Annotated in this window: 24 protein-coding genes, 3 tRNA genes and 1 riboswitch; of the genes, 13 read left to right on the top strand and 14 right to left on the bottom strand. The window is 61.6% G+C overall.

Features of this window, described 5'->3' with window-relative positions; translation table 11 throughout:
* Together KRX51_RS07765 and KRX51_RS07760 are read right to left on the bottom strand one after the other, a co-directional pair.
* Entirely contained in the window at positions 1 to 738 is a 738-nt protein-coding gene (locus tag KRX51_RS07765; protein WP_218362559.1) for a zinc ribbon domain-containing protein, read from the bottom strand.
* Positions 735 to 1,889: a Nif3-like dinuclear metal center hexameric protein gene (locus KRX51_RS07760; protein ID WP_218362558.1), complete on the bottom strand. Its 1,155-nt coding sequence runs from the start codon at positions 1,887 to 1,889 to the stop codon at positions 735 to 737. Before KRX51_RS07760 ends, KRX51_RS07765 begins: the two co-directional genes overlap by 4 nt.
* 86 nt (positions 1,890 to 1,975) lie before the next feature.
* Here KRX51_RS07760 and KRX51_RS07755 point away from each other — a divergent pair, with 86 nt between their 5' ends.
* The gene (locus KRX51_RS07755) at positions 1,976 to 2,695 is read left to right on the top strand and encodes an HAD hydrolase-like protein (RefSeq protein ID WP_218362557.1); all 720 of its coding nucleotides are present in this window, start codon (positions 1,976 to 1,978) and stop codon (positions 2,693 to 2,695) included.
* Between the two features lie 112 nt (positions 2,696 to 2,807).
* Complete coding sequence (locus tag KRX51_RS07750) at positions 2,808 to 3,311, top strand: low molecular weight protein-tyrosine-phosphatase (protein ID WP_218362556.1); 504 nt, start codon at positions 2,808 to 2,810, stop codon at positions 3,309 to 3,311.
* Here the strand turns inward: KRX51_RS07750 and KRX51_RS07745 are convergent.
* The gene (locus KRX51_RS07745) at positions 3,308 to 3,844 is read right to left on the bottom strand and encodes a GtrA family protein (RefSeq protein ID WP_218362606.1); all 537 of its coding nucleotides are present in this window, start codon (positions 3,842 to 3,844) and stop codon (positions 3,308 to 3,310) included. The genes KRX51_RS07750 and KRX51_RS07745 overlap by 4 nt on opposite strands.
* 195 nt (positions 3,845 to 4,039) lie before the next feature.
* On the opposite strand from KRX51_RS07745, the gene KRX51_RS07740 reads away from it, so the two are divergent.
* Positions 4,040 to 5,047, top strand: coding sequence for an SURF1 family cytochrome oxidase biogenesis protein (locus KRX51_RS07740; protein ID WP_218362555.1), 1,008 nt, complete (start codon positions 4,040 to 4,042; stop codon positions 5,045 to 5,047).
* Between the two features lie 64 nt (positions 5,048 to 5,111).
* Here the strand turns inward: KRX51_RS07740 and KRX51_RS07735 are convergent.
* Together KRX51_RS07735 and KRX51_RS07730 are read right to left on the bottom strand one after the other, a co-directional pair.
* Positions 5,112 to 5,186, bottom strand: a tRNA-Val gene (locus KRX51_RS07735).
* 88 nt (positions 5,187 to 5,274) lie between these two features.
* Positions 5,275 to 5,697 (bottom strand): DUF3052 domain-containing protein, encoded by a 423-nt coding sequence (locus KRX51_RS07730; protein WP_370625069.1) that lies wholly within the window; start codon positions 5,695 to 5,697, stop codon positions 5,275 to 5,277.
* A gap of 284 nt (positions 5,698 to 5,981) precedes the next feature.
* Between KRX51_RS07730 and aceE the strand changes: the two genes are divergently transcribed.
* Entirely contained in the window at positions 5,982 to 8,762 is a 2,781-nt protein-coding gene (gene aceE / locus KRX51_RS07725) for a pyruvate dehydrogenase (acetyl-transferring), homodimeric type (protein WP_218362554.1), read from the top strand.
* 9 nt (positions 8,763 to 8,771) lie between these two features.
* Complete coding sequence (locus KRX51_RS07720) at positions 8,772 to 9,137, top strand: acyl carrier protein (protein ID WP_218362553.1); 366 nt, start codon at positions 8,772 to 8,774, stop codon at positions 9,135 to 9,137.
* Here the strand turns inward: KRX51_RS07720 and KRX51_RS07715 are convergent.
* From KRX51_RS07715 to KRX51_RS07700, 4 genes are all read right to left on the bottom strand, one after another.
* Positions 9,134 to 9,715, bottom strand: coding sequence for a DUF3145 family protein (locus KRX51_RS07715; protein ID WP_218362552.1), 582 nt, complete (start codon positions 9,713 to 9,715; stop codon positions 9,134 to 9,136). The genes KRX51_RS07720 and KRX51_RS07715 overlap by 4 nt on opposite strands.
* Before the next feature lie 246 nt (positions 9,716 to 9,961).
* Positions 9,962 to 10,798, bottom strand: coding sequence for a serine hydrolase (locus tag KRX51_RS07710; protein WP_218362551.1), 837 nt, complete (start codon positions 10,796 to 10,798; stop codon positions 9,962 to 9,964).
* Positions 10,799 to 10,808: 10 nt separating this feature from the next.
* A complete protein-coding gene (locus KRX51_RS07705) occupies positions 10,809 to 12,179 on the bottom strand; it encodes a dicarboxylate/amino acid:cation symporter (RefSeq protein ID WP_218362550.1) in 1,371 nt (456 codons plus the stop codon).
* Positions 12,180 to 12,495: 316 nt separating this feature from the next.
* Positions 12,496 to 13,344 carry a trimeric intracellular cation channel family protein gene (locus KRX51_RS07700; protein WP_218362549.1) on the bottom strand — a complete coding sequence of 283 codons (849 nt, stop codon included), beginning with the start codon at positions 13,342 to 13,344 and terminating at the stop codon, positions 12,496 to 12,498.
* Positions 13,345 to 13,437: 93 nt separating this feature from the next.
* Between KRX51_RS07700 and KRX51_RS07695 the strand changes: the two genes are divergently transcribed.
* The 3 genes from KRX51_RS07695 to KRX51_RS07685 all read left to right on the top strand — a co-directional run bounded on the left by KRX51_RS07695 (position 13,438) and on the right by KRX51_RS07685 (position 15,418).
* A tRNA-Ile gene (locus tag KRX51_RS07695) sits at positions 13,438 to 13,511 on the top strand.
* A gap of 112 nt (positions 13,512 to 13,623) precedes the next feature.
* Positions 13,624 to 14,349: a hypothetical protein gene (locus KRX51_RS07690; RefSeq protein WP_218362548.1), complete on the top strand. Its 726-nt coding sequence runs from the start codon at positions 13,624 to 13,626 to the stop codon at positions 14,347 to 14,349.
* A gap of 40 nt (positions 14,350 to 14,389) precedes the next feature.
* Positions 14,390 to 15,418 (top strand): ribokinase, encoded by a 1,029-nt coding sequence (locus tag KRX51_RS07685; protein ID WP_218362547.1) that lies wholly within the window; start codon positions 14,390 to 14,392, stop codon positions 15,416 to 15,418.
* Here the strand turns inward: KRX51_RS07685 and KRX51_RS07680 are convergent.
* The 4 genes from KRX51_RS07680 to KRX51_RS07665 form a co-directional block, all read right to left on the bottom strand.
* The gene (locus KRX51_RS07680; RefSeq protein ID WP_218362546.1) at positions 15,415 to 16,992 is read right to left on the bottom strand and encodes an NAD(P)/FAD-dependent oxidoreductase; all 1,578 of its coding nucleotides are present in this window, start codon (positions 16,990 to 16,992) and stop codon (positions 15,415 to 15,417) included. The two genes, KRX51_RS07685 and KRX51_RS07680, sit on opposite strands and share 4 nt — an antisense overlap.
* Before the next feature lie 96 nt (positions 16,993 to 17,088).
* On the bottom strand, positions 17,089 to 18,495 hold the full coding sequence (locus KRX51_RS07675; RefSeq protein ID WP_218362545.1) for a PhoH family protein: 1,407 nt from the start codon (positions 18,493 to 18,495) through the stop codon (positions 17,089 to 17,091).
* Positions 18,496 to 18,654: 159 nt separating this feature from the next.
* The gene (locus KRX51_RS07670) at positions 18,655 to 19,350 is read right to left on the bottom strand and encodes an anti-sigma factor (protein ID WP_218362544.1); all 696 of its coding nucleotides are present in this window, start codon (positions 19,348 to 19,350) and stop codon (positions 18,655 to 18,657) included.
* The gene (locus KRX51_RS07665; RefSeq protein ID WP_218362543.1) at positions 19,347 to 19,907 is read right to left on the bottom strand and encodes a sigma-70 family RNA polymerase sigma factor; all 561 of its coding nucleotides are present in this window, start codon (positions 19,905 to 19,907) and stop codon (positions 19,347 to 19,349) included. The genes KRX51_RS07670 and KRX51_RS07665 overlap by 4 nt, the downstream gene beginning before the upstream one ends.
* Positions 19,908 to 20,108: 201 nt before the next feature.
* Between KRX51_RS07665 and KRX51_RS07660 the strand changes: the two genes are divergently transcribed.
* Positions 20,109 to 20,756: a fasciclin domain-containing protein gene (locus tag KRX51_RS07660; protein ID WP_218362542.1), complete on the top strand. Its 648-nt coding sequence runs from the start codon at positions 20,109 to 20,111 to the stop codon at positions 20,754 to 20,756.
* Between the two features lie 124 nt (positions 20,757 to 20,880).
* Here the strand turns inward: KRX51_RS07660 and KRX51_RS07655 are convergent.
* Positions 20,881 to 20,955, bottom strand: a tRNA-Asn gene (locus KRX51_RS07655).
* A 156-nt stretch (positions 20,956 to 21,111) separates the two neighbouring features.
* A riboswitch (TPP riboswitch) is annotated at positions 21,112 to 21,209 on the top strand.
* On the opposite strand from KRX51_RS07655, the gene thiD reads away from it, so the two are divergent.
* The 4 genes from thiD to KRX51_RS07635 all read left to right on the top strand — a co-directional run bounded on the left by thiD (position 21,199) and on the right by KRX51_RS07635 (position 24,765).
* Positions 21,199 to 22,698, top strand: coding sequence for a bifunctional hydroxymethylpyrimidine kinase/phosphomethylpyrimidine kinase (thiD, locus tag KRX51_RS07650; protein ID WP_218362541.1), 1,500 nt, complete (start codon positions 21,199 to 21,201; stop codon positions 22,696 to 22,698). It overlaps the preceding riboswitch by 11 nt.
* A 181-nt stretch (positions 22,699 to 22,879) precedes the next feature.
* Positions 22,880 to 23,239: a GntR family transcriptional regulator gene (locus KRX51_RS07645; RefSeq protein ID WP_218362540.1), complete on the top strand. Its 360-nt coding sequence runs from the start codon at positions 22,880 to 22,882 to the stop codon at positions 23,237 to 23,239.
* Positions 23,236 to 24,078, top strand: coding sequence for an ATP-binding cassette domain-containing protein (locus KRX51_RS07640; RefSeq protein ID WP_218362539.1), 843 nt, complete (start codon positions 23,236 to 23,238; stop codon positions 24,076 to 24,078). The genes KRX51_RS07645 and KRX51_RS07640 overlap by 4 nt, the downstream gene beginning before the upstream one ends.
* 3 nt (positions 24,079 to 24,081) lie before the next feature.
* Entirely contained in the window at positions 24,082 to 24,765 is a 684-nt protein-coding gene (locus KRX51_RS07635; RefSeq protein WP_218362538.1) for a hypothetical protein, read from the top strand.
* The last annotated feature ends 20 nt before the right edge of the window (positions 24,766 to 24,785 follow it).

Below are 24,785 nucleotides of genomic sequence, written 5' to 3'. Positions count from 1 at the left end.
CTAGCGGCCTTCTGCTGCGGCGATGGTTTCTGGGCGGACCACCCATGCCTGGCATTCCGGGCATACTGCGACGTCGTCGACTGCCAGCTGCGCGAATTCTCGTAGCGTGACTGGGTCTAGGTCCATAAAGCAGCTCAGGCATTGGCGGCCATTGAGGCGCACCACGGCAATCCCGACTTCGTCCTCCAGACGGTCGAATTCAGCCAGCAAATCCTCGTCGACGACGCGGCGCAGTGCGGTGAGCCGCTGCTCCAGTTCGTGTTGTTCTCGAAGGAGCGCGTCATCGGCGGCTTCGAGGGCGCGTCGGGCGGCACTGAGTTGTTCTTCGATATCGCCAGTAGCCCCGGTGGTGTGCTGGTCGTAGGCATCCCGACGGTCACGTGCCTCCACGATGCGGCGTTCCAGGGCTTCGCGCCGACGAACGGTGGAGCGCAGGTCATAGTCGATATCCCGACGAGCTTGCTCGTCTTCAGTGGCGCGCATGGTGCGTCGGTCATCAGCTTCCCGACGACGCAGCTTGTCCAAGTCGCTTTCGAGACGACGCAAGTCCATGCCGAGGTCCTTGGCGGCCAACCGAGAACGCGCCGATTCGGTGCGGCTGCGGGCGGCTTCGGACTGCAATTTAGTGTATTCGGCCCGCTCCGGCAGGGAGTCGCGGCGAGCAGCGATCCCGTCGAGCTGGGTGCGCGATTCGGATAGTTCAAGCAGTTGGAGTTGAGTTTTGGGCGCGATTTTCATGACTGTTCCTGCCGGTAGGTGGCGCCAGCGGCGACGGTCCACGGGTCTGTGCGGATGGTGAGGACGTCGGCAGTGACCCCGGTTTCGCGGGTGATGAGGTCCGCGCACGCCCCGCACCACGGGAATTCGCTGGCCCAATGAGCGGTGTCCACGATGCATGGGGCACCAGCGCGCAGCGCTTCGTCGACGGGGTGGTGGCGTAAATCGGAGCTGACGAATGCGTCCACCCCAGCGGCGGTGGCGGCATCGAGGAAACTATCCCCCGAACCGGAGCTCACTGCTACCCGGCGGATGATGCGCTCGGGGTCGCCGGCGCCGCGCACTCCCCATTCGGTTTTCGGCAGGCGCTCGCCGACGCGGGCGACGAAATCGCGGAATGGCATTGGTTCGTCAAGTTCACCGATCCGCCCAATACCCAGCTGTTCTTCGGCCGGTACCGCATCGACGGCGGATTCAATGATGTCGTAGGCCGGTTCCTCGTACGGGTGGGCGGCAATCAGGGCGTCGCGGACCGCAGCCCGGCGCGATTTCGGTGCCACCAGTTCGATCTTGAGCTCGTCGACGTGTTCGAGTTCGCCGCGTTCGCCAAGGTGCGGGTTGGCGTCGGTGCTGGGCCGGAAGCGTCCTTCACCTGGGTAGCTGAAGGAGCATTCGCTGTAGTCGCCGAGTTCGCCGGCCCCGGCGGTGAACATGGCCTCGCGCACGGCCTCAGCGTCGGCAAGCGGCACTTTGACCGCCCACAGATCGAGCTTGTCGACGTTTTGGGGGCCCAGCGGCGCACCCGGGGTGACGCCGAGCAGTTCGGCGAGGACGTCGTTGACGCCGGGGCGGGCGGCATCAGCATTGGTGTGCGCGGCGAAGAGGGCCACGCCGGCGCGGATGAGCTTGTGCACGATCCGGCCTTTGGGGGTGTCGGCGGCGACGGTGGATACGCCGCGCAGCAGCAGCGGGTGGTGGACGACCAGCATCTGTGAACCAGCGGCGATGGCGGCGTCGGCGACCGCATCGGTGCAGTCTAGGGCGACGCTGACGTGGGTGACTTCCTCATTGGGGTCGCCGCAGATGAGTCCCACCCGGTCCCAGCTGTGCGCCAGGTGCGGCGGGTAGGCCGCATCGAGGGCGGTGCGGATATCGCCGACTGTGACGGCCATAGGTGCTCACCTTCCACGGTTGGTGCGAGAAGTTGTGCCCTCGAGCCTAGTCTGCGCTGGCGCTTGTGCACCCGCATACTGGATATATGCATCCTCATCGCCCCACTGTGCTCATTGACCTCGACGGCACAATGAGTGACTCGTTGCCCGGTATTCAGGCTGGTTTCCGCGAAGCGATGGCTGCTATTGACCATCCGGTGCCGGGCGCGGAGTTTTTGGACACGATTGCTGGCCCACCGATGCTGGAGTCCTTCGCTCGGCTGGGTATTACTGGCCAGCGGGCGCAGACTGCCCTGGCGGCCTATATGGCTCAACAGCAGCGTGGCGGATGGCGGCAGACGAGCATGTTTGCTGGCTGGCCGGAATTATTGCATTCGTGGCGTGCCGACGGTTTCGCCTTGGCCACGGCAACGTCGAAGGGCGAGTACTACACCCGGAAGACTCTGGATATGTTCGGCTTGCTGGACTTCTTCGATGTTATTGGGGCCGCCGATGACCACGGCACGCGGCGCGAAAAAGATGACGTCATCGAGTACGCCTTGGCCGAGTTGGGGCTGCCGGCCACACGTTGTGCCGCTTATGCCCCGGACGCGGCGCAGGCCCCGGATACCCGAGGTCGCGGGCCGCGGCAGGTGGTGATGATCGGCGACCGGAGTCATGATTTTGCGGGCGCGGCGGTGTTTGGGCTCCCGGCTGTTGCCGTGGGGTGGGGGTACGGGCCGGATGCGGAACGCGAGCAGGCCGCCGCTATTGCGCACACTATGCAGGAGTTGGACGCGGCGGTGCGTGGGCTGCTTGCGGAATAGGTGTCCATGCCCCGGCAGGCACCGGAATGGTCTAACGTCATTCACAGTATGCGGCTGCCTGATGGTGGCCGTGGGCTGTATCTGTTGAGAGACCACTACGGGAGAATCACGCATGTCAGCTACGGGCCGCACCGAGTCCATTTATCTCGTTTTTGTCTGCTCCGGCAATATTTGCCGCTCCCCGATGGGAGAAATCATTGTCCGCGATGCGATTGAGGACGCGGGCCTGGGCGAGGATGTGCTCATTAAGTCCTGCGGTATCGGCGCTTGGCATGTGGGCCAGGATGCCGATGAACGCGCCCAGCGGGAGCTGGCCCAGGCCGGGCATGATCCGCAGCACACTGCGGCCCAGTTGGGCCCGGAGCATGATGACGCCACTTTGTACGTGGCGATGGATAACGGCCATATTCGGGAGCTGCGCGCGCAGGGTATTAGCGCCGAGCGGATTCGCTTGATGCGGTCCTTCGACCCGGATTCGCCGGAAGGCGCCGAGGTTGATGACCCGTATTACGGCACTGCGGAGTCTTTTGCCCGCACTCGTCGGGAGATTGAGGCCGCTACCCCGGGCGTGGTGGAGTGGGTGCGCACGCTGCTTGACGACGCCAGCGAGCGCTAGTCGGGGTCGATGACCGCTAGCTCATAGCGTTTGCGTTTTTTGCCGCCTGCGATGAGCCGGAAGGTCCACAGTTTGTTGATGATGAAGTTCGCGGGTGTGCCCAGGATGACGCCGATGAGGTTGGCCCAGTAGAAGCGGTTGCGCAGCCCGGTGGAGTCATCGAAGATGTCTGCTGGCAGCGCTAGCGGTGAGGTTGGGTTGCTCAGCAGGGTGATGGTGATCAGCGCCACGAATAGTGCCGATAGCCCAGCGAGCAGGAATGGGATGAATTGGCGCAGCCAGTTCGGCCGGTTGTCAACGCGGAAGGTCCAGGACCGGTTGAGCTGGAAGTTCCAAATATTGGCGACGAGGAACGCAATGGTGGCGTAGACGTGGGACATCCGGATATTCCACCGGGTGCCGAAGAGGTTGAGGAATACGTCGTGTTCGCCGATATCCCAATGCAGGCCGGTTTTGCGGCACAGGATGGCGATGGCGGTATTGACGATGACGCCGGTTCCGCCGACGAGGCCGAACTGGATGAACTGCCGCATCACGCGCTTATTGCGCGTGGAGAACAGCGCAGCAAGATTGGGCACGGGTTCCTCCAGGGTCTTCTTTTTCGCCCACAGCTTTCGCGGCGGTAGGGGTCTATATTACTCCTGGACAGCTCGATTCTTAGTTATCCCGCTGTCTGAAGGGCTGGGGGTTGAGCGGCGTTTCAGGCTGGCGGACGTAAGGTTGGGGACGTGGGTAGCAAAATTCGCCAGTTCTTAACGCCCGGGTGGGTGCTCGCTGCGGTCTTAGCGCTTGCCTTCACATATTTGGCGTTCACGGTGCTTGCGCCGTGGCAGTTGGGGAAGAATACCGCGACCCAGCAGCGCAATGAGCAGCTGCGGGAGGCTTTTGAGACTGACCCGGTGCCTGCCGAGGAGGTGTTCGGCCCTGATGGTGCGGTGCCGGAGGGTTCGGAGTGGCGTCGGGTAACGCTGACGGGTCGGTATCTGCCGGATCAGCAGGTGTTATTGCGTAATCGTCCGGTGGATGCGAAGCCTGCTATTCAGGTGCTGACTGCGTTTCGTGCTGATGATGGTGTGACGTATTTGGTTGATCGGGGCTGGGAGCCGCCGGTTGATGAGGGGTTGCCGGAGATTGCGGCCCCGCCGAAGGGTCCGGTCACAGTGGCGGGGTTTGCGCGTCTTAATGAGATTGCGCCGGAGCGTGCGCCGATTATTGAGCCGGACGCCACTCAGGTTTATGGCATTTCTACCGAGCAGGTCGGCGATCTCGTTGATGCGGATTTGGCTACGGATTGGGTGCAGTTGGCTAAGGATCAGCCTGGCGGGCTATTGCCGATTCCCTTGCCCCAGTTGGAGTCTGGCCCGTATTTGTCCTACGGCATTCAGTGGATTTTCTTCGGCATCGCTGCCCCGTTGATTGTGGTGTGGTTTGTTTTCGCCGAACTTCGTGAGCGCAAGCGGGAGCAGGCCGAGCAGGCCGAGCATGAGCAGCAGTTGCGCCAGGCTCGCACGCGCGTGGCGGCGCAGCGTGCACCGGAGTCTGTGCGTGCCGACGGCGGCGCCGCCGATGCCGCCACCACACACCCGGCACCGGCTCCGGAACGGGCGGCTGAGCACAGCGCGACCGATCGTGCCGAGGAGGAACGTGCGCGTCGGTTGGCGCAGCGTTATGGCGATTCTGGACATGGCCAGGCGCTCAAGCGTGGTCGCCGCCAAGGCGACCGCTTTGATGACTGACTGCCGCTGCGCACGAAACAGCCCCAGGTGGACCGGGTGTCCGCCTGGGGCTGTTCGCTGCGATTGGTGCGGAGAGAGGGTTTCGAACCCCCGACCGCTGGTGTGTAAAACCAGAGCTCTACCCCTGAGCTATCTCCGCGGGTGTGGGCTGGCATGCCCTCAAGCAAGCGCGGCCACCCAGAAACGCTAGCACAGCCTTCCGGGGTGGTTGGTGTCGCTATGCCTTTTTAGGAGGGGCGCTTGGAGCCGCGGGGAACCAGGCAGTTGCCCTGCCATTCGCCCAGGCGCACCGCGGAGGTGCCGACGAGGCCTGCAAGCTGGGCGGATTCGTCGATGACGCCAGCCTCGAGCGCGCCGGGGCGGCCGGCGCCGGGAGTGAGCAGCCAAATGCAGCCCTCCTCGTTGAGGGGTCGAATAGCGTCGACGAGACCGTCAACGAGGTCACCGTCATCTTCACGAAACCAGTACAGGACGATATCGACAACCTCATCGGTGTCGTCTTCGAGGAGATCTTCGCCCAGGAATTGTTCGATAGCTTCGCTGATGGAGCTGTCACTATCTTCGTCCCAGCCGATCTCCTGTACGAGCATGTTCTTCTTCACGCCCAATACGTCAATCGTCCGACCGGCGGCGCCTGCGGCGTCGTCCACTTCCGTTTTCCTCCTCTAACTTGGCGGCGTTTTCTGTCTCACACCACTGTTTTGGTTCTTTTCCACTGCAGAGCTTACCCACTGCACCTACCAGTACACAGGTTCAGGGAGGGTCTAACCAGGCGTGGGGGTTGCGATACACCCCCTAAGCAGGGCCATTGGCTGCGTAGCGGCTTGTTATGAGCACGGCCGCAGGCGCCTGGTGCACCGGGGGCTTGGCAAACGTAGGGTATTGGGGAAAGGGGATAATGGATTCATCTCACAAACCCCGCGGGAGGATTTAGATGGCTGACACGGCTGACCGACAGACCGACGACAGCAACTTCGCGTTGATCCGCGATGGTGTGGCGTCGTATCTCAACGACTCGGACCCTGAGGAGACTCGGGAATGGATGGAGTCACTCGACGGGCTATTGGAGGAAGCTGGGCCTGAGCGTGCCCGTTTCCTGATGTTGCGCCTGCTGGAGCGCGCCACCGCGAAGCGAGTACCGCTTCCTTCGCTGACGTCGACTGACTATGTCAACACCATTCCGACGTCGATGGAGCCTGAATTCCCCGGCGATGAGGATATTGAGCGTCGCTACCGCAAGTGGATGCGCTGGAATGCGGCGATCATGGTGCACCGCGCCCAGCGTCCGGGCATCGGCGTCGGCGGGCATATTTCCACCTACGCTTCCTCCGCCCCGCTCTACGAGGTGGGCTTTAACCACTTCTTCCGCGGCAAGGACCACCCCGGCGGCGGTGACCAGGTGTTCTTCCAGGGTCACGCCTCCCCCGGTATGTATGCCCGCGCTTTCCTCGAGGGGCGTTTGTCTGAGGACGACCTCGATGGTTTCCGTCAGGAAGTGTCCCGCCCGCAGGGTGGCTTGCCGTCCTACCCGCACCCGCACGGTATGCCGGAGTTCTGGGAATTCCCGACCGTGTCGATGGGCCTGGGCCCGATGGATGCCATTTACCAGGCGCGGTTCAACCGCTACCTGCACAACCGTGGCATTAAGGACACCTCTGAGCAGCATGTGTGGGCGTTCTTAGGTGACGGCGAGATGGATGAGCCTGAATCGCGTGGTCTGATCCAGGCCGCGGCGACGAATAATCTCGACAACCTGACCTTCGTCATTAACTGCAACTTGCAGCGCCTTGACGGCCCGGTGCGCGGTAATGGCCAGATCATTCAGGAGCTGGAGTCCTTCTTCCGCGGGGCCGGCTGGAATGTGATCAAGGTTGTGTGGGGCCGCGAGTGGGACAAGCTGTTCGAGGCCGATAAGGACGGTGTGCTTGTCGATCTGATGAACCGCACCACCGACGGTGACTACCAGACCCTGAAAGCCAATGACGGCGCCTACGTGCGCGAGCATTTCTTCGGCCAGTCTGAGGAAGCCACCAAGCTCATTGAGGGCTGGACTGACGAAGAGCTGTGGCAGCTGCGTCGCGGTGGGCATGACTACCGCAAGATTTACGCCGCCTACAAGAAGGCCCTGGAGACCAAGGATCAGCCGACGGTCATCCTGGCGCACACCATTAAGGGCTATGGCCTGGGCCATAATTTTGAGGGCCGTAATGCCACCCACCAGATGAAGAAGCTGACGCTGGAAGACCTGAAGGCTTTCCGCGATAAGCAGGAGATCCCGATCTCTGATGAGCAGCTCGAAGCTGATCCGAAGCTGCCGCCGTACTACCACCCGGGTGAGGACTCGGAGGAGATCGAGTACCTGCAGCAGCGGCGTTCTGAGCTGGGCGGGTACCTACCCAGCCGCCGCGAGCAGTACGAGCCGCTGGAGGTCCCGGAGGTTGAGAAGCTTAAGTCGGTCCTGAAGGGGTCCGGCAAGCAGAAGGTCGCCTCCACGATGGCTGTGGTGCGTATCTTCAAGGAGCTCATGCGCGATAAGGGGCTCAAGGATCGTTTTGTGCCGATCATCCCGGATGAGGCCCGTACTTTCGGTATGGACTCGTGGTTCCCGACGCTGAAGATCTACAACCCGCATGGCCAGAACTACACCCCGGTCGACCATGACTTGATGTTGTCGTACAAGGAGGCCACTGACGGCCAGATCCTGCACGAGGGCATCTGTGAGGCCGGCGCGATGGGCTCGTTCATGGCTGCTGGTTCGGCCTACGCCACGCATGGCACCGCCATGATTCCGATGTACATCTTCTACTCGATGTTCGGTTTCCAGCGCACTGGTGATTCCATGTGGGCCGCGGGTGACCAGCGTTGCCGTGGTTTCCTGTTGGGCGCTACTGCTGGCCGCACCACCTTGACCGGTGAGGGCCTGCAGCATATGGATGGCCACTCCCCTGTGTTGGCCTCTACGAACCCTGCTGTGGTCAGCTACGACCCGGCTTTCGCCTTCGAGGCGGCGCATATTATTCGCGAAGGCATCGACCGGATGTATGGCCCGGGCCGTGGCGATAATGTGATGTACTACCTGACCATCTACAACGAGCCGATTCACCAGCCGGCCCAGCCGGAGAATCTCGATGTCGAGGGTCTGCATAAGGGCATCTACTGCTACCAGGAGACCTCCGGGGAAAACCACGTGAACCTGTTGGCCTCTGGTATTGGCATGCAGGCGGCGTTGCGCGCAGCTGAGATCCTGGAGTCGGAGTACCAGATTCCGTCCTCCATTTACTCTGTGACCAGCTGGAATGAACTGGCCCGCGAGGGGTTGGCCCGTGAGCGCGAGGTGCTGCGCGCCCCGGGTGAATTCCATGAGCGTCCGTTTGTGGAGAAGGTCTTGGAAGATGCCGATGGCCCGTTCATTGCAGTCACCGACTTCGCTAAGGCCCTACCGGAGCAGATCCGCCAGTGGGTGCCTGGTGATTACACCGTGCTTGGCTGCGATGGGTTCGGTTTCTCCGATACTCGCGAGGCCGCCCGCCGCTACTTCAATACCGATGCTGAGTCGGTTGTGGTGGCTGCGTTGGCTGGTTTGGCTGCCGAGGGCAAGATCGACATCAAGCTGGCCGATGAGGCTGCGCAGAAGTACGAGATCATTGACCCGACCGCTGCGCCGTATGTCGATAAGAAGGCATCTGATGTTGATGCCGATTCCGGCGCTGAGTAGGAGTACATCATGACGCAGAGCCTCGGTGATGCCCTGGCAGCGATGCTGTCCGACGATGCCCCAGCCGACGAGGCGACCTCTTCTGGCTCCGACGGTGGGCCCACGGGCACCCGTGCTGAGGTCACCGAGGTTCTGCGTCCATTGCTTGCCGACGACGACGGCGACGGCGACGACGGTGCAGATGAGTCTGAACCGCCAGCACTGTCCAGCCGGCTGGGCGCGGATCTGGGCCTGGACTCGCTGAGCATTGTGGAGTTCTTTGTGCGGCTCGAGGAGTCCTCTGGGGTGCGCATTGCCGACGAGGACATCGCGGATCTTGCAACCCTGGGCGATGTTGTGGACTACCTCGACGCTCGTCGGGAGGACACGAACTAGGCGCTGCCCCGCCGCCGCTGTGCGCGGTCTGCGAGATCCACGACGGTGCATTCCGGTTGTTCTGCTGGCATTGCGTGGCCGGCGGTACCGGGGCGCAATGGTTCAAGCAGTTCATCCCAGGGCTGGCCGATAGCTTCGGCTAGTTCGGCGCGCAGCTGCATGGGGCGTTGACCGCATCTGGCCATGATGGCGCGGATGCGGTTTTCGTTTATCTGGATATTGCCCGCACTGTCCGTATCGGCGGCGAAGGTTCCCAGGTCCGGGTGGTGGCAGATCCGTTGTCCAGGCCTGCCGGAACGCGCGTCGGCGGCGATCTCGAAGACGAGGTCGGGCCACCGGGATAGGGCGTCGGCAAGCTCATTGGGGGCGGTTGCTGGGCCCCGCCAGGTCATCTCGGCGCAGATGCGGCTGGGGTCATCAATGCGGGTCATAAAGCAGCGGGAGCTGGGGCGGGCGCCGCTATCCAGGCTCATCCCGGCAGTAGTCATTGCCCAGGCCAGGTGGGGTGCCAGTGCGGGCGTGGCGGAGTGAATCCACACCACACCACGAGCGCGGTCAGCCGTGGGCTGGGCGGGCATGCGAGAGTGGGGCCGCGGCGGGAGGCCGGTGCCCGAAGTGCGTGAGTGCATTATTCACCTGCATCGTCGGCGGTCATGGCGCGGGTGAGCGCCATCAGACGAGGTCTCGTCTTCCCCAACGGTCCTCGGTGCCGACACCCCGGATAGCCGGGGTGAGTGATGCGGCCAGTGTGGCCGGTGGGGCGCCTGTGCAGCAAGGGTCAAGTGGTGGTTGACACCCCCAGACCATCAAGCAGAAATTGAGGGTTAGTTGCCCTCGAGCACCCCCCACAGCTGGTCATTCCACTGACTCCACAGCGGCTTCGCCCAGGGGCCAAAATCACGGTCGGTAAGCACCACACAGGCCCGGCCGGTATCCCGGTGCACCCAACAAAACGTGCCTGATTGGCCAAAGTGGCCCGCAACGTCGGCAGGCATCGACGCACCGAACCACAAGCCCTGCTTGGATGTCGGGCGACTAAAGATCTCAAAACCCAATCCCCAGTCCGCAGGCGATTGCGGCCCATAACCGGGTACCACACCATCGAGACCAGGGAATTGGACCGTGAAGGCCTCATCGAGGGTATCCGGGTGCAAAGTCTCCGCGGCGAGGATGGCGTCGACAAAAGCCATGAGGTCTACAGTCGAGGCCTCTGCCCCATGACCTGCCGAGCCGGTCAGCGAACTAGCGTCCATGCCAAGCGGCTCAAAAGTGGACAGGCGCAGGTATTCGGCAAACTCAATGCCAGTATCTGCGGCCACTTTCTCAGCGAGGATTTCGAACCCAACTGAGGAATACACACGCCGCTGGCCGGGTTCGCGTTCTGGTTCGCGCGTAGAAAAGCCCACCCCAGATGCATGCGCCAACAGGTGGCGCACAGTTGCACCGGGTGGGCCGGCCTCGTCGTCAAGGCCCAGGGCGCCTTCTTCCATTGCGATTAACACCGCGTGGGCGCTCAGCAGCTTGGTGACACTGGCTAAAGCGAAGACCTGCTCGGTGGCGCCGTGGGTATGCCAGGAGCCATCGTCGGCACGCACAGCAGCGGCCACGCTACCCACAGGCCAGTCGTCAGTTAGCTGCAGAACATCAGCAATGGAAGTCATGGCCTCCAGGCTACCGAGCGGAGTAGGTGAGCTCCGGGGCGTCGGTGGCATTGCCGTGCTCATCGACGTGATCGGCGTCGAGGTCAGCGGCGATGCCGCGATCCCAGACGTCCTCATCGAGGATATCGGCGCGCTTGGCAACCACCGCGGTCACCAGTGCCTGGCCGGTGACATTGACCGCGGTACGGCCCATATCAATGATCGGTTCGACAGCCAGCAGCAGGCCAACGCCCTCCAGCGGCAGCCCCAAGGTGGACAGCACCAGGGTGAGCATCACGGTGGCGCCGGTGGTGCCGGCGGTCGCGGCCGAACCAAGCACAGAGACCACCACGATCAGCAGGTAGTGCTGCAAGTCCAGCGGGACGTCATAGAAACCAGACACGAAGATCGCGGCGATGGCCGGGTACACCGCGGCGCAACCGTCCATCTTGGTGGTCGCGCCCAGCGGCACCGCGAAGGATGCGTAGGCGCGTGGCACACCCATGCGGCGTTCAGTGGTGCGCTGGGTGACCGGCATGACACCCATCGAAGAGCGAGTGACGAAGCCAAGGGAGGTCACCGTCCACACCCGGCGGAAGAAACCACCGACGGGCAGGCCAGCAAAGGCGAGCACTGCGGGGTAGACCACGCCAATGACGATGGCCAGGCCAAGGTAGATAGCCAAGACGAACCAGCCGAGCGAGCCGATGGCATCCCAGCCGTACTCGGACACTGCGCGGCCGATCAGGGCGGCGGTGCCGATGGGCGCCAGGCGGATGATCCACCACAGCACCTTCTGCACCACGGCCAGCAGCGATTCCATGAAGCCCAGGAATGGTTCCGCATTCTTGCCCACCTGGATAGAGGCGATACCCAGGGCAATGGAGATCACCAGCAGCTGCAGCACGTTGAAGCTTGGGGTGGCCGAATCCTCGGAGAGGTAGACGCCGAGGCCGAGGATATTGTTCGGGATGATCCCTTCGAAGAAGGCCCACCAGCTGCCGACGCTGTCGGGGGCGGCTTCGGCGGTGCGGTCAATACCGACGCGCACGCCCGGGTTGATGACCCGGCCGACGATAATGCCGACGATCACGGAGAAAAACGCGGTGATGGCGAACCAGATCAGGGTGGAGAACGCCAGTCGCGCTGCCCCGGTGACTTCGCGCAGCTTGGCCACGCTGGTGACCACGGCGGTAAGAACCAGCGGCGGGATGAGGAGCTTCAGCAACGAGACGTAGGACGAACCGACGAAGTCCAGCAGGTTGCTCAGCGCCCCGTCATTACCGCGAGCGAGTAAGCCCAGGATAAGACCGATAATGAGGCCGTAGCTGACTTGGGCGCCGAAGCTGGTGGCCCAGGCGGGCAGATGACGTTTGGGTGAATGATCCGAGGTGTGAGCCACGAAAGTCCTTCCACTATGGCTGCGCACCAAGGTTGTCGGCACGCAGCGGCAGCCCCGCACGGCAGATAGCTGCTGCGTGCGGGTACGAGAAAATTAGGGGGCGGCGGTGCGGCCGAGATAAGGTGCGCGCGTTCGCACCAGTGGTGCGCGGACGCGCGGGTCTTTACTTAGCCGCGACGGCGCGGCAGACAAACATCACTGGCGATGTGGCCCTGATCGAGCCACCGCCGGCTGGTGAGCAGTAAAGACATGGACAGCACCCTAAGCCTGGACAGACCTGTCTGTCAAAGTCGCAGCGCACACCGGACCATCGCACTCACTGCTCGTCGGCACTGCCCTCACGCCCACGCCGCTTCGTTTCTTCCCGCGTCGTGGCTTCATCAGCAACCGGCGACGCCCCGGAATCAGGCTTCGGATCCACAATCTCGTCGTCACTATGCTGCGCCCGCCGCCACCGACGGCGCTCCTGGAGCACCCCGTCGCGTTCCCGTCTGGCCAGCATGCGCGATAGCTGCTGTCTGGTCATGGTGATCGGAGCAACTTCAGGGCTGCCCGGCAATACCCAATTTCGGTGCCCGGCAACAATAGCCAGCCCCGCACCTGATGTTGTTGCCACAATCATGCCGACCGTGGGATAACCCAGCTCGTAGAAGCCCACCAAAATGGTGGCGCCACATAGAGCCGGGGTGGCGTAGATCGTATTGCCACCGAAGATCGCTGGCACATTACCTACCGCAATATCGCGGATCATGCCGCCACCGACAGCGGTGAGCATGCCGCACAATATGGCGGTGGGCCACGGCATGCCGTAAATCATGGCTTTCATCGAGCCAGTCACCGACCACACCCCCAGGATGATGGCGTCGCCGTAGCGGAAAAAGTAGTGCCAGACTTTGCCTTCAAAATGCGCTATCCACGCGATAAGTCCACCGAGCAAAGCGAAGCCCATATACATCGGTTCCGCGAAGGCCGCCGGGGTGCCCTTTTGCATGAAAGTGTCGCGCAGCAGACCGCCACCAAGGGCTGAAAATAGGGCGAGGAAGGCGAAGCCAACAAGGTCGAAGCGTTTTTGGCGGGCAATGGTGCCGCCGATAGCGCCATTGATGACCACGCCGGTTAAGTCGAGGAACTGATAAACCGCCTCGACGGTGGGATCTACATCCATGCGTTCTATTTAATCGTGCTTGGGGCGTGCAGTTTGGCTAACGGGTGGCAAAACTATCCTCAGCTTCAGTGGGCTTGCTATGTTCTTAGCCGAGCCCCTATAGCTCAGTCGGTTAGAGCCGCGAACTCATAATTCGCTGGTCCCTGGTTCGAGCCCAGGTGGGGGCACTTCCATCTCGTTTTGTTACGTGCTGCGAAGAACCCCATAACGTGTGGGGTATGACTGCGTACTCTATTTAAGACCGCTACTGTTGGCGCAATCGCGAGGAAAGGTTGTTCATTGTCTAAGGACAAATCCCACAACGAAGACGCCACGCCGGATTCGACGAATACTGACCCGAATATACCGGTGGTCGGCGATGACGCTAAGCCCGAGGAGGCTTCCAGCGAGTTCGCTGCGTCCAATCCGGCCGGTTCGTCCGCCTCGAGCCAGTGGATTTCCCCAGATGATGTGTATTTCTCCGAGGAGGAGGACGCGTCCTCCAAGCGGGTCCGCAAGCTGGCCATTGCAGTAGTAGCCGCGGTGTTGTTCCTGGCATTGCTGATTTTTATTGGTTTCCGACTGGCCACGTCCGGCAATGACACTGACCGGACTCCGGAACCGACAAGTTCATCGGTGACGAGCTCCACTCGGTCATCGTCGGAGACGACGACTGATGAGGAGTCCGAGTCGGAATCCGAATCCGAGTCTGAGTCTGAGTCGCAAACCACGTCTTCTACGATCGCCCCGACCCAGACTTATATTCCGCCGGTAGCACCGCAGCCGCAGCCGCAGCCACAGCCGGAACCCGAACCGCAACCGCAACCGGCACCACAGCCGCAACCGGCACCGCAGCCGCAGCCGCAGCCGAACCCGCGCCCGAACCCGGAGCCGAATCGACCTACCCAGCCGTCGGAGACTACGACACCGTCCGAGACCACGGAACCGACCACCACTCAGCCGTCGACCACATCGGAGACGACACGGTCGACAGAATCCGACTCAGATTCGGACGACACCAACTAACAACCAGCGCAGCCGCGCCGATACTGGCACAGTTGTAGATATGAAGCGCGTAGCTGATCCCGTCTCAGAGTCGACTACTACCCCCTTGGTTGTTGTCTGCGGCTCGATCCACCTGGACACGATTGTCCAGGTGGATCAGTACCCGGTGCCCGGCGAACCAGCGATCACTGAGGCCGGACAGAAGGCATTGGGCGGCAAGGGGGCCAATCAGGCTGTTGCCTGCACCTTGGCGGGGGCGCGCACTCGCCTAGCTGCGACGATCGGCGAAGATAGCGCCGCTGATACGTTGCTTGCGGAGCTGACTTCTGTCGGTGTGGATACCCAGTCGGTGCAGACCAGTTGGGATGCCCCGACGGGCTCGTCTTTTATTGCCACTGACCGCGACGGCGGCCCGCTGATCTTTGTGACCTCTGGGGCGAATCGGCTTACCGACCCGATGGATCATGTTGATGCCATCGCCGAGGCGGATATCCTCCTCGCCCAGGGTGAACTGCCGCCGACGGCGACGCAAGCCTTGGCGAGCTTGGCGAGTATGCACCAGACCCGGTTCATCTTGAACCTCGCTCCGGTCACGGTCGTGACTCCTGGGATCATCGACAGTGCTGATCCCCTCGTGGTTAATCATGAGGAGGCCTGGCGGGTTATTCGTGAGCTGGGCATCGATACTGGTGTGTCGCGCACCGATCTTGAGTCCATGCTGCGGGCCCTGCTGAGCTACTGCCCCTCGATTGTGTTGTCGCTATCGGAGCGCGGCTCGGTTTATGCCACCAATGAGCTTCACGATGGGGATGTGCAGATGTGGTACCAGCCTGCGGTGCCTTTGCCTGCCGACGAGGTCGTCGACACCACCGGCGCCGGCGATGCTTTTGCCGGGGTGATTGCCGCCGAACTTGCCCACGGCGCTGACCTGGGCCAGGCCGTCGCCATGGGTTCTATCGCAGGTGCGGAGGCCGTGAAATCACTGAGCGCAACCGCGTCCTACGCGGACGCGGCACAACTCCGGGAGCTTGCGGCCGCCGGAGTTCTGCCGAAGCGGATGCCCCTCCATCAGTGGGACGCCGGCCACTAACGGGCCGCGCGCACGTCGTAGGCGTCCGGGTCGAATTTCTTCGTCAGGTGCCGGAAGTACACCGTCGAGTGCGGCCACACCGCCGGCGCATTGCCTTGATCGTCGAGGTACCACGAGCTACAACCGTCCAACCAGGTGGTGTGGGGCAGTTGCTCACGTAGCGCCTTATTGTATTTTTCCTGGGCTTCACGGCTGACGTCTGCGACGGCGAGCTTGCGCTTATGCCGCCACTTGAGTTTGTCGGTGAGGTATTTCACCTGGCCCTCGATCATGATCAGCATTGAGGAGTGCCCCAAGCCGGTTGCCGGGCCGAACAGCACGTTCATATTGGGGAAACTGTGCACGGTGGTGCCCTTATAGGCCTCCATGCCTTCGCGGTTCCACATCTCGGCCAGTTCCGTGTCGTCACTGTTGTGGATCAGTTCCAGCGTCGGCGAGTCGACGACGTTGAAGCCGGTGCACACAATCAGTACGTCGATCTCACGCTCGGTGCCGTCGTTGGTGACAATGGAGTGCTCCCGTATTTCGGAGATGCCGCTGGTGACCAGTTCGACGTCATCCCGGTCGATGGCCTTGTAGTACTTATTTGAGATCAGCATGCGCTTGCATCCCAGGCGGTAATCCGGGGTGAGCGCGCGGCGCGTCTTGGGGTCACGGACCTGTGCGCGCAGCATTGCCAGCGACAGCAGCCGCACTGGTTCTAGTGACCATTTCGCTGAAGTGATCAGGCCTGGGACCTGCAATTCCCGAAAGAACCAGTCCTGTGCCCGCACGATTCGGCGCAGGCCCGGGACTCTGCGCAACAGGGTGCGCTCAAGCCCGGTATATGGCCGATCGAAGCGGGGAATGACGTACGGGGGTGTGCGCTGGTAGAGGTCAATATGCCCGGCGAGTCCAGCGATGGACGGGACAATCTGGATCGCCGAGGCCCCGGTGCCAATGACGGCGACGCGTTTGCCAGCCAGGCTGACGTCATGGTTCCAGCGGGCGGAGTGGAAGACCTCTCCTTGGAAGTCATTAATGCCCTGAATATCGGGCATCCGCGGCTCACATAAGGCGCCGACGCCGAGGATGAGTTCTTCGGCCTGCCACAAGATGGTGGTTCCGCCAGCGACTGCTGTTACCGAGCCGTCTGGGTTGACCTGCACTTCGCGGGTGGAGATCTCCCACATATTCTCGGTGTCATTCCACTTCGCATCGGTCATCTCGGTGCAGAACTCGATATGGGGGTACACCCCATCGGCTACGGCCACACTGAGCTGATAGCGGTGAATTTCCGGCTGGGTGGCGAAGCTACGCGACCATTCAAAGTCCTGCCGGTGGGATAGCGAGTAGAGATGACTCGGCACATCGCAGGCGGCACCGGGATAGGAGTTATCGCGCCAGGTGCCGCCGACCTCGTTACTGCGCTCAATAATGACGAAATCCTCTATACCAGCGCGTTTGAGGCCGGCAGCGGAGATCAATCCGGAGAATCCGGCACCGATGACGACCACATCACGTCGACGGATTTCGTCGGCAGTATCGGGGGTGAGGCGTGCCGACGACTTCTTTTCAAGGACAGAACTATTCATTCCAGAAACAGTATCAGCAACAAATGATGATTACAGTGATTTCTCCGTCTTCGATCATCTGCCGCCCGGTAGCGCCTACCCCCTTCACCCCCTGGTTTAGCCCTGCTCTAAAAGCTCGGTGACCAGCTCCGCAATCCGAGACCGCTCTGAACGCTGCAGCGTCACATGGGCGAATAACTCATTACCTTTGAGTTTCTCGACCACCGCAACCACACCGTCGTGCCGCCCGACCCGCAAATTATCGCGCTGCGCCACATCATGAGTCAGCACCACCCGAGAGTTGCGACCCAGGCGGGACAGCACGGTCAGCAACACATTGCGTTCCAGCGACTGGGCTTCATCGACGATGACGAAACTGTCGTGCAAACTGCGGCCCCGGATATGGGTCAGCGGCAGCACCTCTAGCATCCCGCGCGCCTGCACCTCTTCCATGACGTTGTCGCTGACTAATCCTTCCAAGGTGTCGTGGACGGCCTGTGCCCACGGGTTCATCTTTTCCGCCTCACTACCCGGCAGGTAGCCAAGATTTTGCCCACCGACGGAATACAGCGGACGGAAAACAACAATGCGCCGGTGACTGCCCTTCTCCAGCACGGCCTCTAGCCCAGCACACAGGGCCAGCGCGGATTTACCGGTACCAGCCCGGCCACCCAGGGAAACGATCCCCACATCTTCATCGAGCAGCAGGTCCAGGGCAATGCGTTGTTCGGCGGAGCGGCCGCGCACCCCAAAAGCATTCTGTTCACCCCGGATGAGGCGCACTCCCCCACTCTGGGTCACCCGGCCCAGCGCGGACTGGGTGCCGCTGGTCAGCTGCAAGCCGCAATGCACCGGCAGATCGGCAATAGCAACGCCGGAGTCGGTGACCACGTCGGCAAGCTCGACGTACTCATTCGAGTACAGGGCATCGATATCGGTGCTTGCGACATGGGCCGATTCGACCCCGGTATATCCGGTGAGCACAACATCTTGGGCGTGGTATTCATCGGCTGGCAGGCCCACCGAACCGGCCTTGACGCGCAACGGGATGTCCTTGGTCACCAGGACCGTATCGTGGCCTTCAGCACGCAGGTTCAACGCGCAGGTGAGGATGCGGTGGTCATTGGCATCGGCGCGGAAGCCGGCCGGCAGCACCGACGGATCGGAATGGTTGAGCTCGACCTGGAGCATGCCGCCAGCGGCATTGGCGGGCACCGGCAAGTCCAAGCGGCCGTGGGCGCGGCGTAATTCTTCCAGCCTGCGCAGTGCAGTGCGGGCAAACCAGCCGAGTTCGGGGTGGTGGCGCTTGGCTTCGAGTTCATTGATGACCACCAGCGGCAGCACCAGCAGGTGCTCGGCGAATTTGGTCAACGCATGTGGGTCAGATAGCAGCACCGAGGTATCAAGCACATAGGTGCGCAATCCGGTGGTGGCTCGGCTCGTGCGGCGCTCCCCGGTAGCCGCTGCCACCTCCCCCGTTTCAGGCGAATGAGTGTCGATGATCGCGTTTTCAGACAGCAACATGGCTCCTTGTCCGTCCGGCATCTTCCCCATGCCGGACACCACCCACGCTAAGGAGACGACGTGTAAATCACATGGTTGGTAGTTAAAGGCTTCGTAAACAAAAAGTTGCCGCGCCGCATCCAGCGGCATACCTGCCGGCCACGCAGCAGACAGCGCCGGCTACGCAGACAACGAAACCTCAACGATCGGTGTGGTGGGGGTAGCTGAACCACCCGAGGGCTCCATGCTGATCACAACAGTGCTCTCATCACTCACGCCGGTGATCGTGGTGCGCACAGTCTGGCCAATATCTTCAGGCTCCATCACACCTGCCGACGTACTGCCCGCCGAATCCACAACCCACATCTGGTAGGCACGACCAGGCGGTGGAGCAGACACTCCGTTCAACTCCACGACGGCACTATCAGAACCCCTAGCGTGCATGACGCGAACAGTGCCGCCGCCAACGGTGGCTCCAGTAACCATCGTGGAGGTTGGGCGGGCAACCACAGATTGCCCCTCGTTTGCACCACCATCGCCGAAAGTATCGGTGGTCAGCACCAGTGCCCCAACACCAACGACAGCGACAACGGCTGCGGCCGCGGCAACCCGCCACCACGAAGTGGCATGGGCCGGTGCGTCGGCAGCTGCTTCGTCGCCGACTGCGGCGAGAACGTCGGTACGCAGCTGGGCGCCCGGCTCGACGGCATAAGCCTTGCTCATTTCGGCGAAGGTGTCGCGGTACTGCGCTACCAGGCGGGCAAAATCATCATTCTTCGCCAACCGGTCAACTACTGCACGATCGGCAGGATCGACGGCATCTGCGGCCTCAAGTGCTGCCCATGCAGCTAGGTCGTCATGATCTGGGGTGTTCATTGGCCCATACACCTCCTCATTGCCGCAACCGCATCACGCACACGCGATTTCACTGCCGGTAGCCCCACCTGCAGGCGGGAGGCTATTTCCCGGTGCGTAAGGCCCCCGAAATACGCGAGCGATAACGCTTCGCGCTGCACATCTGATAATTGTGCAAGGCATTGCCGCACAATGTCACGATCGGCCTCGGCAACCACGGAATCTTCAACCCCACTGTCGTCGTGAAGCACGACAGCCATCCGGGCATCAGCATCGCTGCGCCGACGGGAGGCTTCCTGGGAACGCACGGTATCGACAGCCCGGCGGTGCGCTATGGAGAGCAACCACCCTGCTGCACTGCCCCTTTCGGGGCGAAAATTCCGTGCGGCTTTCCACACCGCCAGCCATGTTTCCTGGGCAATATCCTCAGCCAAAGCACGATCCCCGGCCACTCGTAGGGCCATGCCGTACACCCGGGCAGCGAACAGATCATAGAGCTCAGCGAAGGCCTCACGGTCGGAGGCGGCAACGCGGATGATGAGTTGTGCAGCGGGGTCTGCGGAGTCAGCAGAAGACATAGCGTGACTCCTTCAGGCGGATGGGGTCGGACAGCCAAACGATAACAAGCGGGACTATTGCGAGCACTATCGAAAATATTTTTTCTTAAAACCCATCTATTTCCGGTTCGGCTCCGAATACCACGTGATGGCAGAAATTTTTCTGTCACACCGATGTACGCGCATGCCTTCGCAATGGAGGCTGCAATGAGGAGGACCTCAATGTTCACTAATCGCCAACGACTCGCCGGCGTGGTTATCGCCGCTGCCGCTCTGTCCGTATCCGCGTGTTCGAACGACGACACTGTCGAAGACACCGCATCCGAGACGGTCGCATCTGAAAGCGCTACCGACAATGAGGCCACCATGGCTGAGTCGGAAGGCCCCGCCGGCCCCGGTTGCGCCGCCTACGCTGAGGCACATACCGACGGCCCGGCTTCCTTAGAGGCCATCTCCGGACAGAATGTCGTCGAGGCTCTCCCGAATATCCCCGAGCTGTCGACTCTGACCGCCGCACTGACCGGTGAACTCAATGGCGAGGTCAACCTGGTCAGCACTATCCAGGATGGCGAATGGACAATCTTCGCCCCCACCGATGACGCTTTCGCCAAGGTCGACGACGCCACTATCGAGGCTCTGAAGACCGACGCTGACCTGCTCAGCACCGTGTTGACCTACCACGTAGTTGACGGCCAGGCCGGCCTGGATGCCATCGCCGGCGAGCACACCACCGTCGCCGGTGAAATGGTCACGGTCACCATTGATGGTGATGAGATGAAGGTTAATGACTCGAATATCACCTGTGGCGGTATCTCCACCACGAACGCCACGGTGTACCTCATCGACTCGGTTCTCATGCCCCCGATGTAGTCCCCGCGTGTAACGACGCCGATCCGCTTAACTCAGCGGGTCGGCGTTTTTGCGTGTTTGCGGGGCTACTGACCCTTGAGCACACGAAAAAGCAGGCCAGGTGGTAGCACCTGGCCTGCTGTGGTGGCTCCCCCAACTGGATTCGAACCAGTAACCCTTCGATTAACAGTCGAATGCTCTGCCGTTGAGCTATGGGGGATTACCTGTTGTTGCGACGCTTCGCGCTGCAACGGCTCATTACTCTACCGAGCACTAACCAATCGGCCAAATCCACTGTTCATGGGCTATTTTTCGAACGTTTTTGGGTGCGCGCACATGTACTCCAACGCCGATGTCCACCGCGTCGCTATGGTTGTTCGTAGACACGGGGTGCCGGCACCGACGCTGGCTGAGAACAGACCCGACGAACTTGACCCGGTTTGCACCGGCGGAAGGATGTCCCATGGCAACACCGATCCCCAATATCCTCACCATCGCTGGTTCTGATAGCTCTGGCGGTGCTGGCATCCAGGCGGACCTGAAATCCATTTCAGCTAACGGCGGCTACGGCATGTCCGCGATTACCGCATTGACCAGTCAGAACACCACAGGAGTGCGTGGTGTACACGTCCCTCCGGCGTCGTTTTTGCGCGAGCAGCTCGACGCAGTGACCGATGATGTCACCATTGCTGCGGTCAAGATCGGCATGTTGGGTACAGCAGAGGTCGCCGAGACCGTCGGCACCTGGCTTGCCGACGCCCAGCCAGCCAAAGTGGTGCTGGACCCGGTGATGGTAGCCACCAGTGGCGACCGGCTGCTCGATGTTGATGCTGAGTCTGCGGTGCTGGATCTGCTGAGCAAGGCCGATCTCATTACTCCGAATATTCCCGAGCTTGCGGTTATCGCAGGTAAAGAACCGGCTACTGATTGGGACGGCGTGCTTGCTTCTGCCAAGGAGGTCGCACGGCGCTATGAGGTGCATGTGCTGGCCAAAGGTGGCCATCTGCACGATGACACTGTTTTCGACGCATTGGTAACGCCTACTGGTGAGACGATGACGTTCTCTGCGGCCCGGGTGGATACGCCGAATACGCACGGTACGGGGTGTTCTTTGTCTTCGGCGGTGGCGACACTGTGGGCGCGTACCGGTGATGTGGCCACGGCGGTGGAGGGCGCGAAGGACTGGCTGACCACGGCACTGCAGAACTCGTCTCAACTGCAGGTGGGCAGTGGTTCAGGGCATGGCCCGGTGCACCATTTTGGTGCGGTGTGGGACCGGGGGTTGTCGCGTAATGCCTCGGCTATCGCCAAGCAATGGTGGGACAATATTGCGGATCTGCGTGCAGAGATTGACACGTTGCCCTTCGTCAAGGGGCTTATCGACGGTTCCATCGATCGGGATGATTTCCTCTGGTATCTCGAACAGGACGCGTTGTACCTCAACGGCTATTCCCGTGCGCTGGCTGCTGCTTCGACGAAGGCACCGACGCAGCAGGAGCAGATGTTTTGGGCTGCCTCGGCCAATGAGTCCATTGCCGCCGAGATGGACTTGCACCGCTCGTTTATTGGCGCGGAGGCAGGAGCGGAATCCGACGGCGCCCCGGAACCGTCGGCTGTGACGCGAGCTTATGTGGACCATTTGTCAGCGGTGGCGTTGCGTGGTTCCTATGGCGAGCTGATCGCTGCGATATTGCCGTGCTTCTGGCTCTACCGGGATATCGGCACTCGCTTCCATGAGGTTCCTGATCCCGCTTCCGGGCCCCATCCTTTCCGGGCGTGGTTGGAGACCTACTCGGATGAGGATTTCGATAAGGCCACCGACGAGGCGATCTCCATTGTCGCCCACCATGCCGCTACTCGTGCCACCTCCGCAGAGCGTGCTCATATGACGCGCGCCTTCCGCCTGTCTTCCTGGCATGAGCTGGAGTTTTTCGATGAGCCGGTGCGTCGCCACAATAGCTAAATCCCGCTGGCACTAGTTCAACCAACCGGCGCTGCATTGACCGTGCAGCGCCGGTTTTTCTGGCTGAGCCATTGCGCAAAGGCACACCGCACGGTAGGTTAACCACATAGGTGGTTAACCCATTAACCATTACACCTAGGAACTAGGTATTCGTGTTTACCGATAGTGAAGGAGATGGGGCATGGCTGACTCCCGCCCGATCTACCAACGCATCGCCGACGAACTGCGCAACCAAATCTCCTCCGGCATGCTCGCCGAAGGCGACCGTGCGCCATCCACCAACGAACTGTCCGCCTTCTACTCGGTGAACCCCACGACCTCCGGGAAAGCACTGACCACACTTGTTGCCGAGGAGCTTCTGGAAAAGCGCAGGGGTTTGGGCATGTTCGTCGTCGCTGGTGCCCGTGACCGCGTCCTGGAACAACGTCGCGCTGAATTTGGCGCCCAGTTCATCGTCCCGATGCTTACCGAAGCCCGCGCCCTGGGCATGACCGATAGCGATGTCGACGCACTCATCGCCGCCGAAAGGAGCACCCAATGACGCTAACTGTGAATGGAGTGGGCGCTATCCGCCGCAATCGGGTTATCGTGCAGCCCACCACTGTCGAACTCCAGCCCGGCGCGCATGGCCTCATAGGCCCTAATGGCGCTGGTAAAACCAGCCTGCTCCGGCTCATTGCCGGACATATGCAGCCATCCTCGGGCTCCGTGGAGGCAGCAACTGTCTTAGCTCGCGCTGGCGCTGATGTCCGCTTGGGCGGCAGCCGGATCGATGACCACTTGCTCATTGCCCAGTTTGGCCACCCAGAGCTGGACCGCGACTACGCCCTGCATATTCTCGCCGACCTTGGCTTATCTGAGGACACCTCACTGCGCACGTTAAGCACCGGGCAGCGCCAATTAGTCGCTGTTGCTGTCGCCCTGTCCGCCAACGCTGAGGTCATTCTGCTCGACGAACCGTTCCTGGGGCTCGATGTCGCCACCCGCACCACTGTGCGGGCACACCTGGTGGAGTTCCTCGCTGAACATCCCGACGCGATCCTCATCATTTCTTCCCACCGTGCGGAGGATCTCGCCGGGGTGGTCAGTGACCTGTTGTTAGTCCACCACGGTGAGGTTCGTGGCCCGGTGGTTCTTGACGATATCCGCACCGACTACCCCATCTTGACCGGCCCGACTGAGCTCATCACTGAGATCGCCGAACCGCATACGGTGCTCAACCAACGCACTCTCGCCGGCATGACTGAAGTCACCATCTCCGGTGCATTGACTCCTTCAGAAATAGCCCGCGTGGAGGTCGAAAAGATTGACCTGTCCTACCCCACCGATGAGGCTCTGATCGATTTTCTTGCGATGACTGGTACCCCTGAGGAGGCCTAAGCCATGAGTATTGCTGTGCTACGCCCGGTGCGCCGGGAATTTCTGATTGCTTTTCTACTCGGCATCCTCGGCCTTGGCCTGGGGCGCTTCATTCTCGGACCGGGTGGTAGCTGGAACCTCTTAGGCCTTTTAGGCACTACGGCAGTTTTCGGCACGGTAGCCGCCCACTTCCCGACGTTTCGTTCCCTTGATGTGTCACTGTCCCAGTGGGCCCGCAGCCTGATGGCACCAGCCGCCATCTGGGCCGCGGTGATGAGCGCAGTGAGCTTCTTGTCGATGTATATCTCGATGCTGAAGTCGGAGCTGTACTACCTCTACGACCCTTTTGTAGTCACCGACATCCTGGGCCGTGGCACTGCTGAAGGCGTCGGCGGGGAATATGTCGATTGGGTTGAGGATGGTACAACCGCCGTCACGTGGGCCCAGACTGCCGGGCTGCTATTTCTGTGCCAGCTCACCGCAGTAGTAATTGGCATCGCCTTGGGGCTGTGTTACGCCCGATGGCGACTGATCGGACTCCTGGTGGCACTTGGTGCACCGCTCGTGGGCTACCTCGCAGTGATGTTCGTCATCTTTGGTATCAACCCGATGGTGTCATTCCCCACCACTGCTTGTGTTGTCTGCGCGGTCCACGGTGTTCTCGCACTATTCATCGCCTGGCGAATAGGTAGTCGCATCGAACCCTAAACCGTCGTCTGCGCCCCCGG

The organism is Corynebacterium sp. TAE3-ERU12 (assembly GCF_019209905.1).
GTDB lineage: Bacteria > Actinomycetota > Actinomycetes > Mycobacteriales > Mycobacteriaceae > Corynebacterium.
Note: the sequence above shows the minus strand (reverse complement) of the source record. Positions and strands in the feature narration are given on the sequence as shown.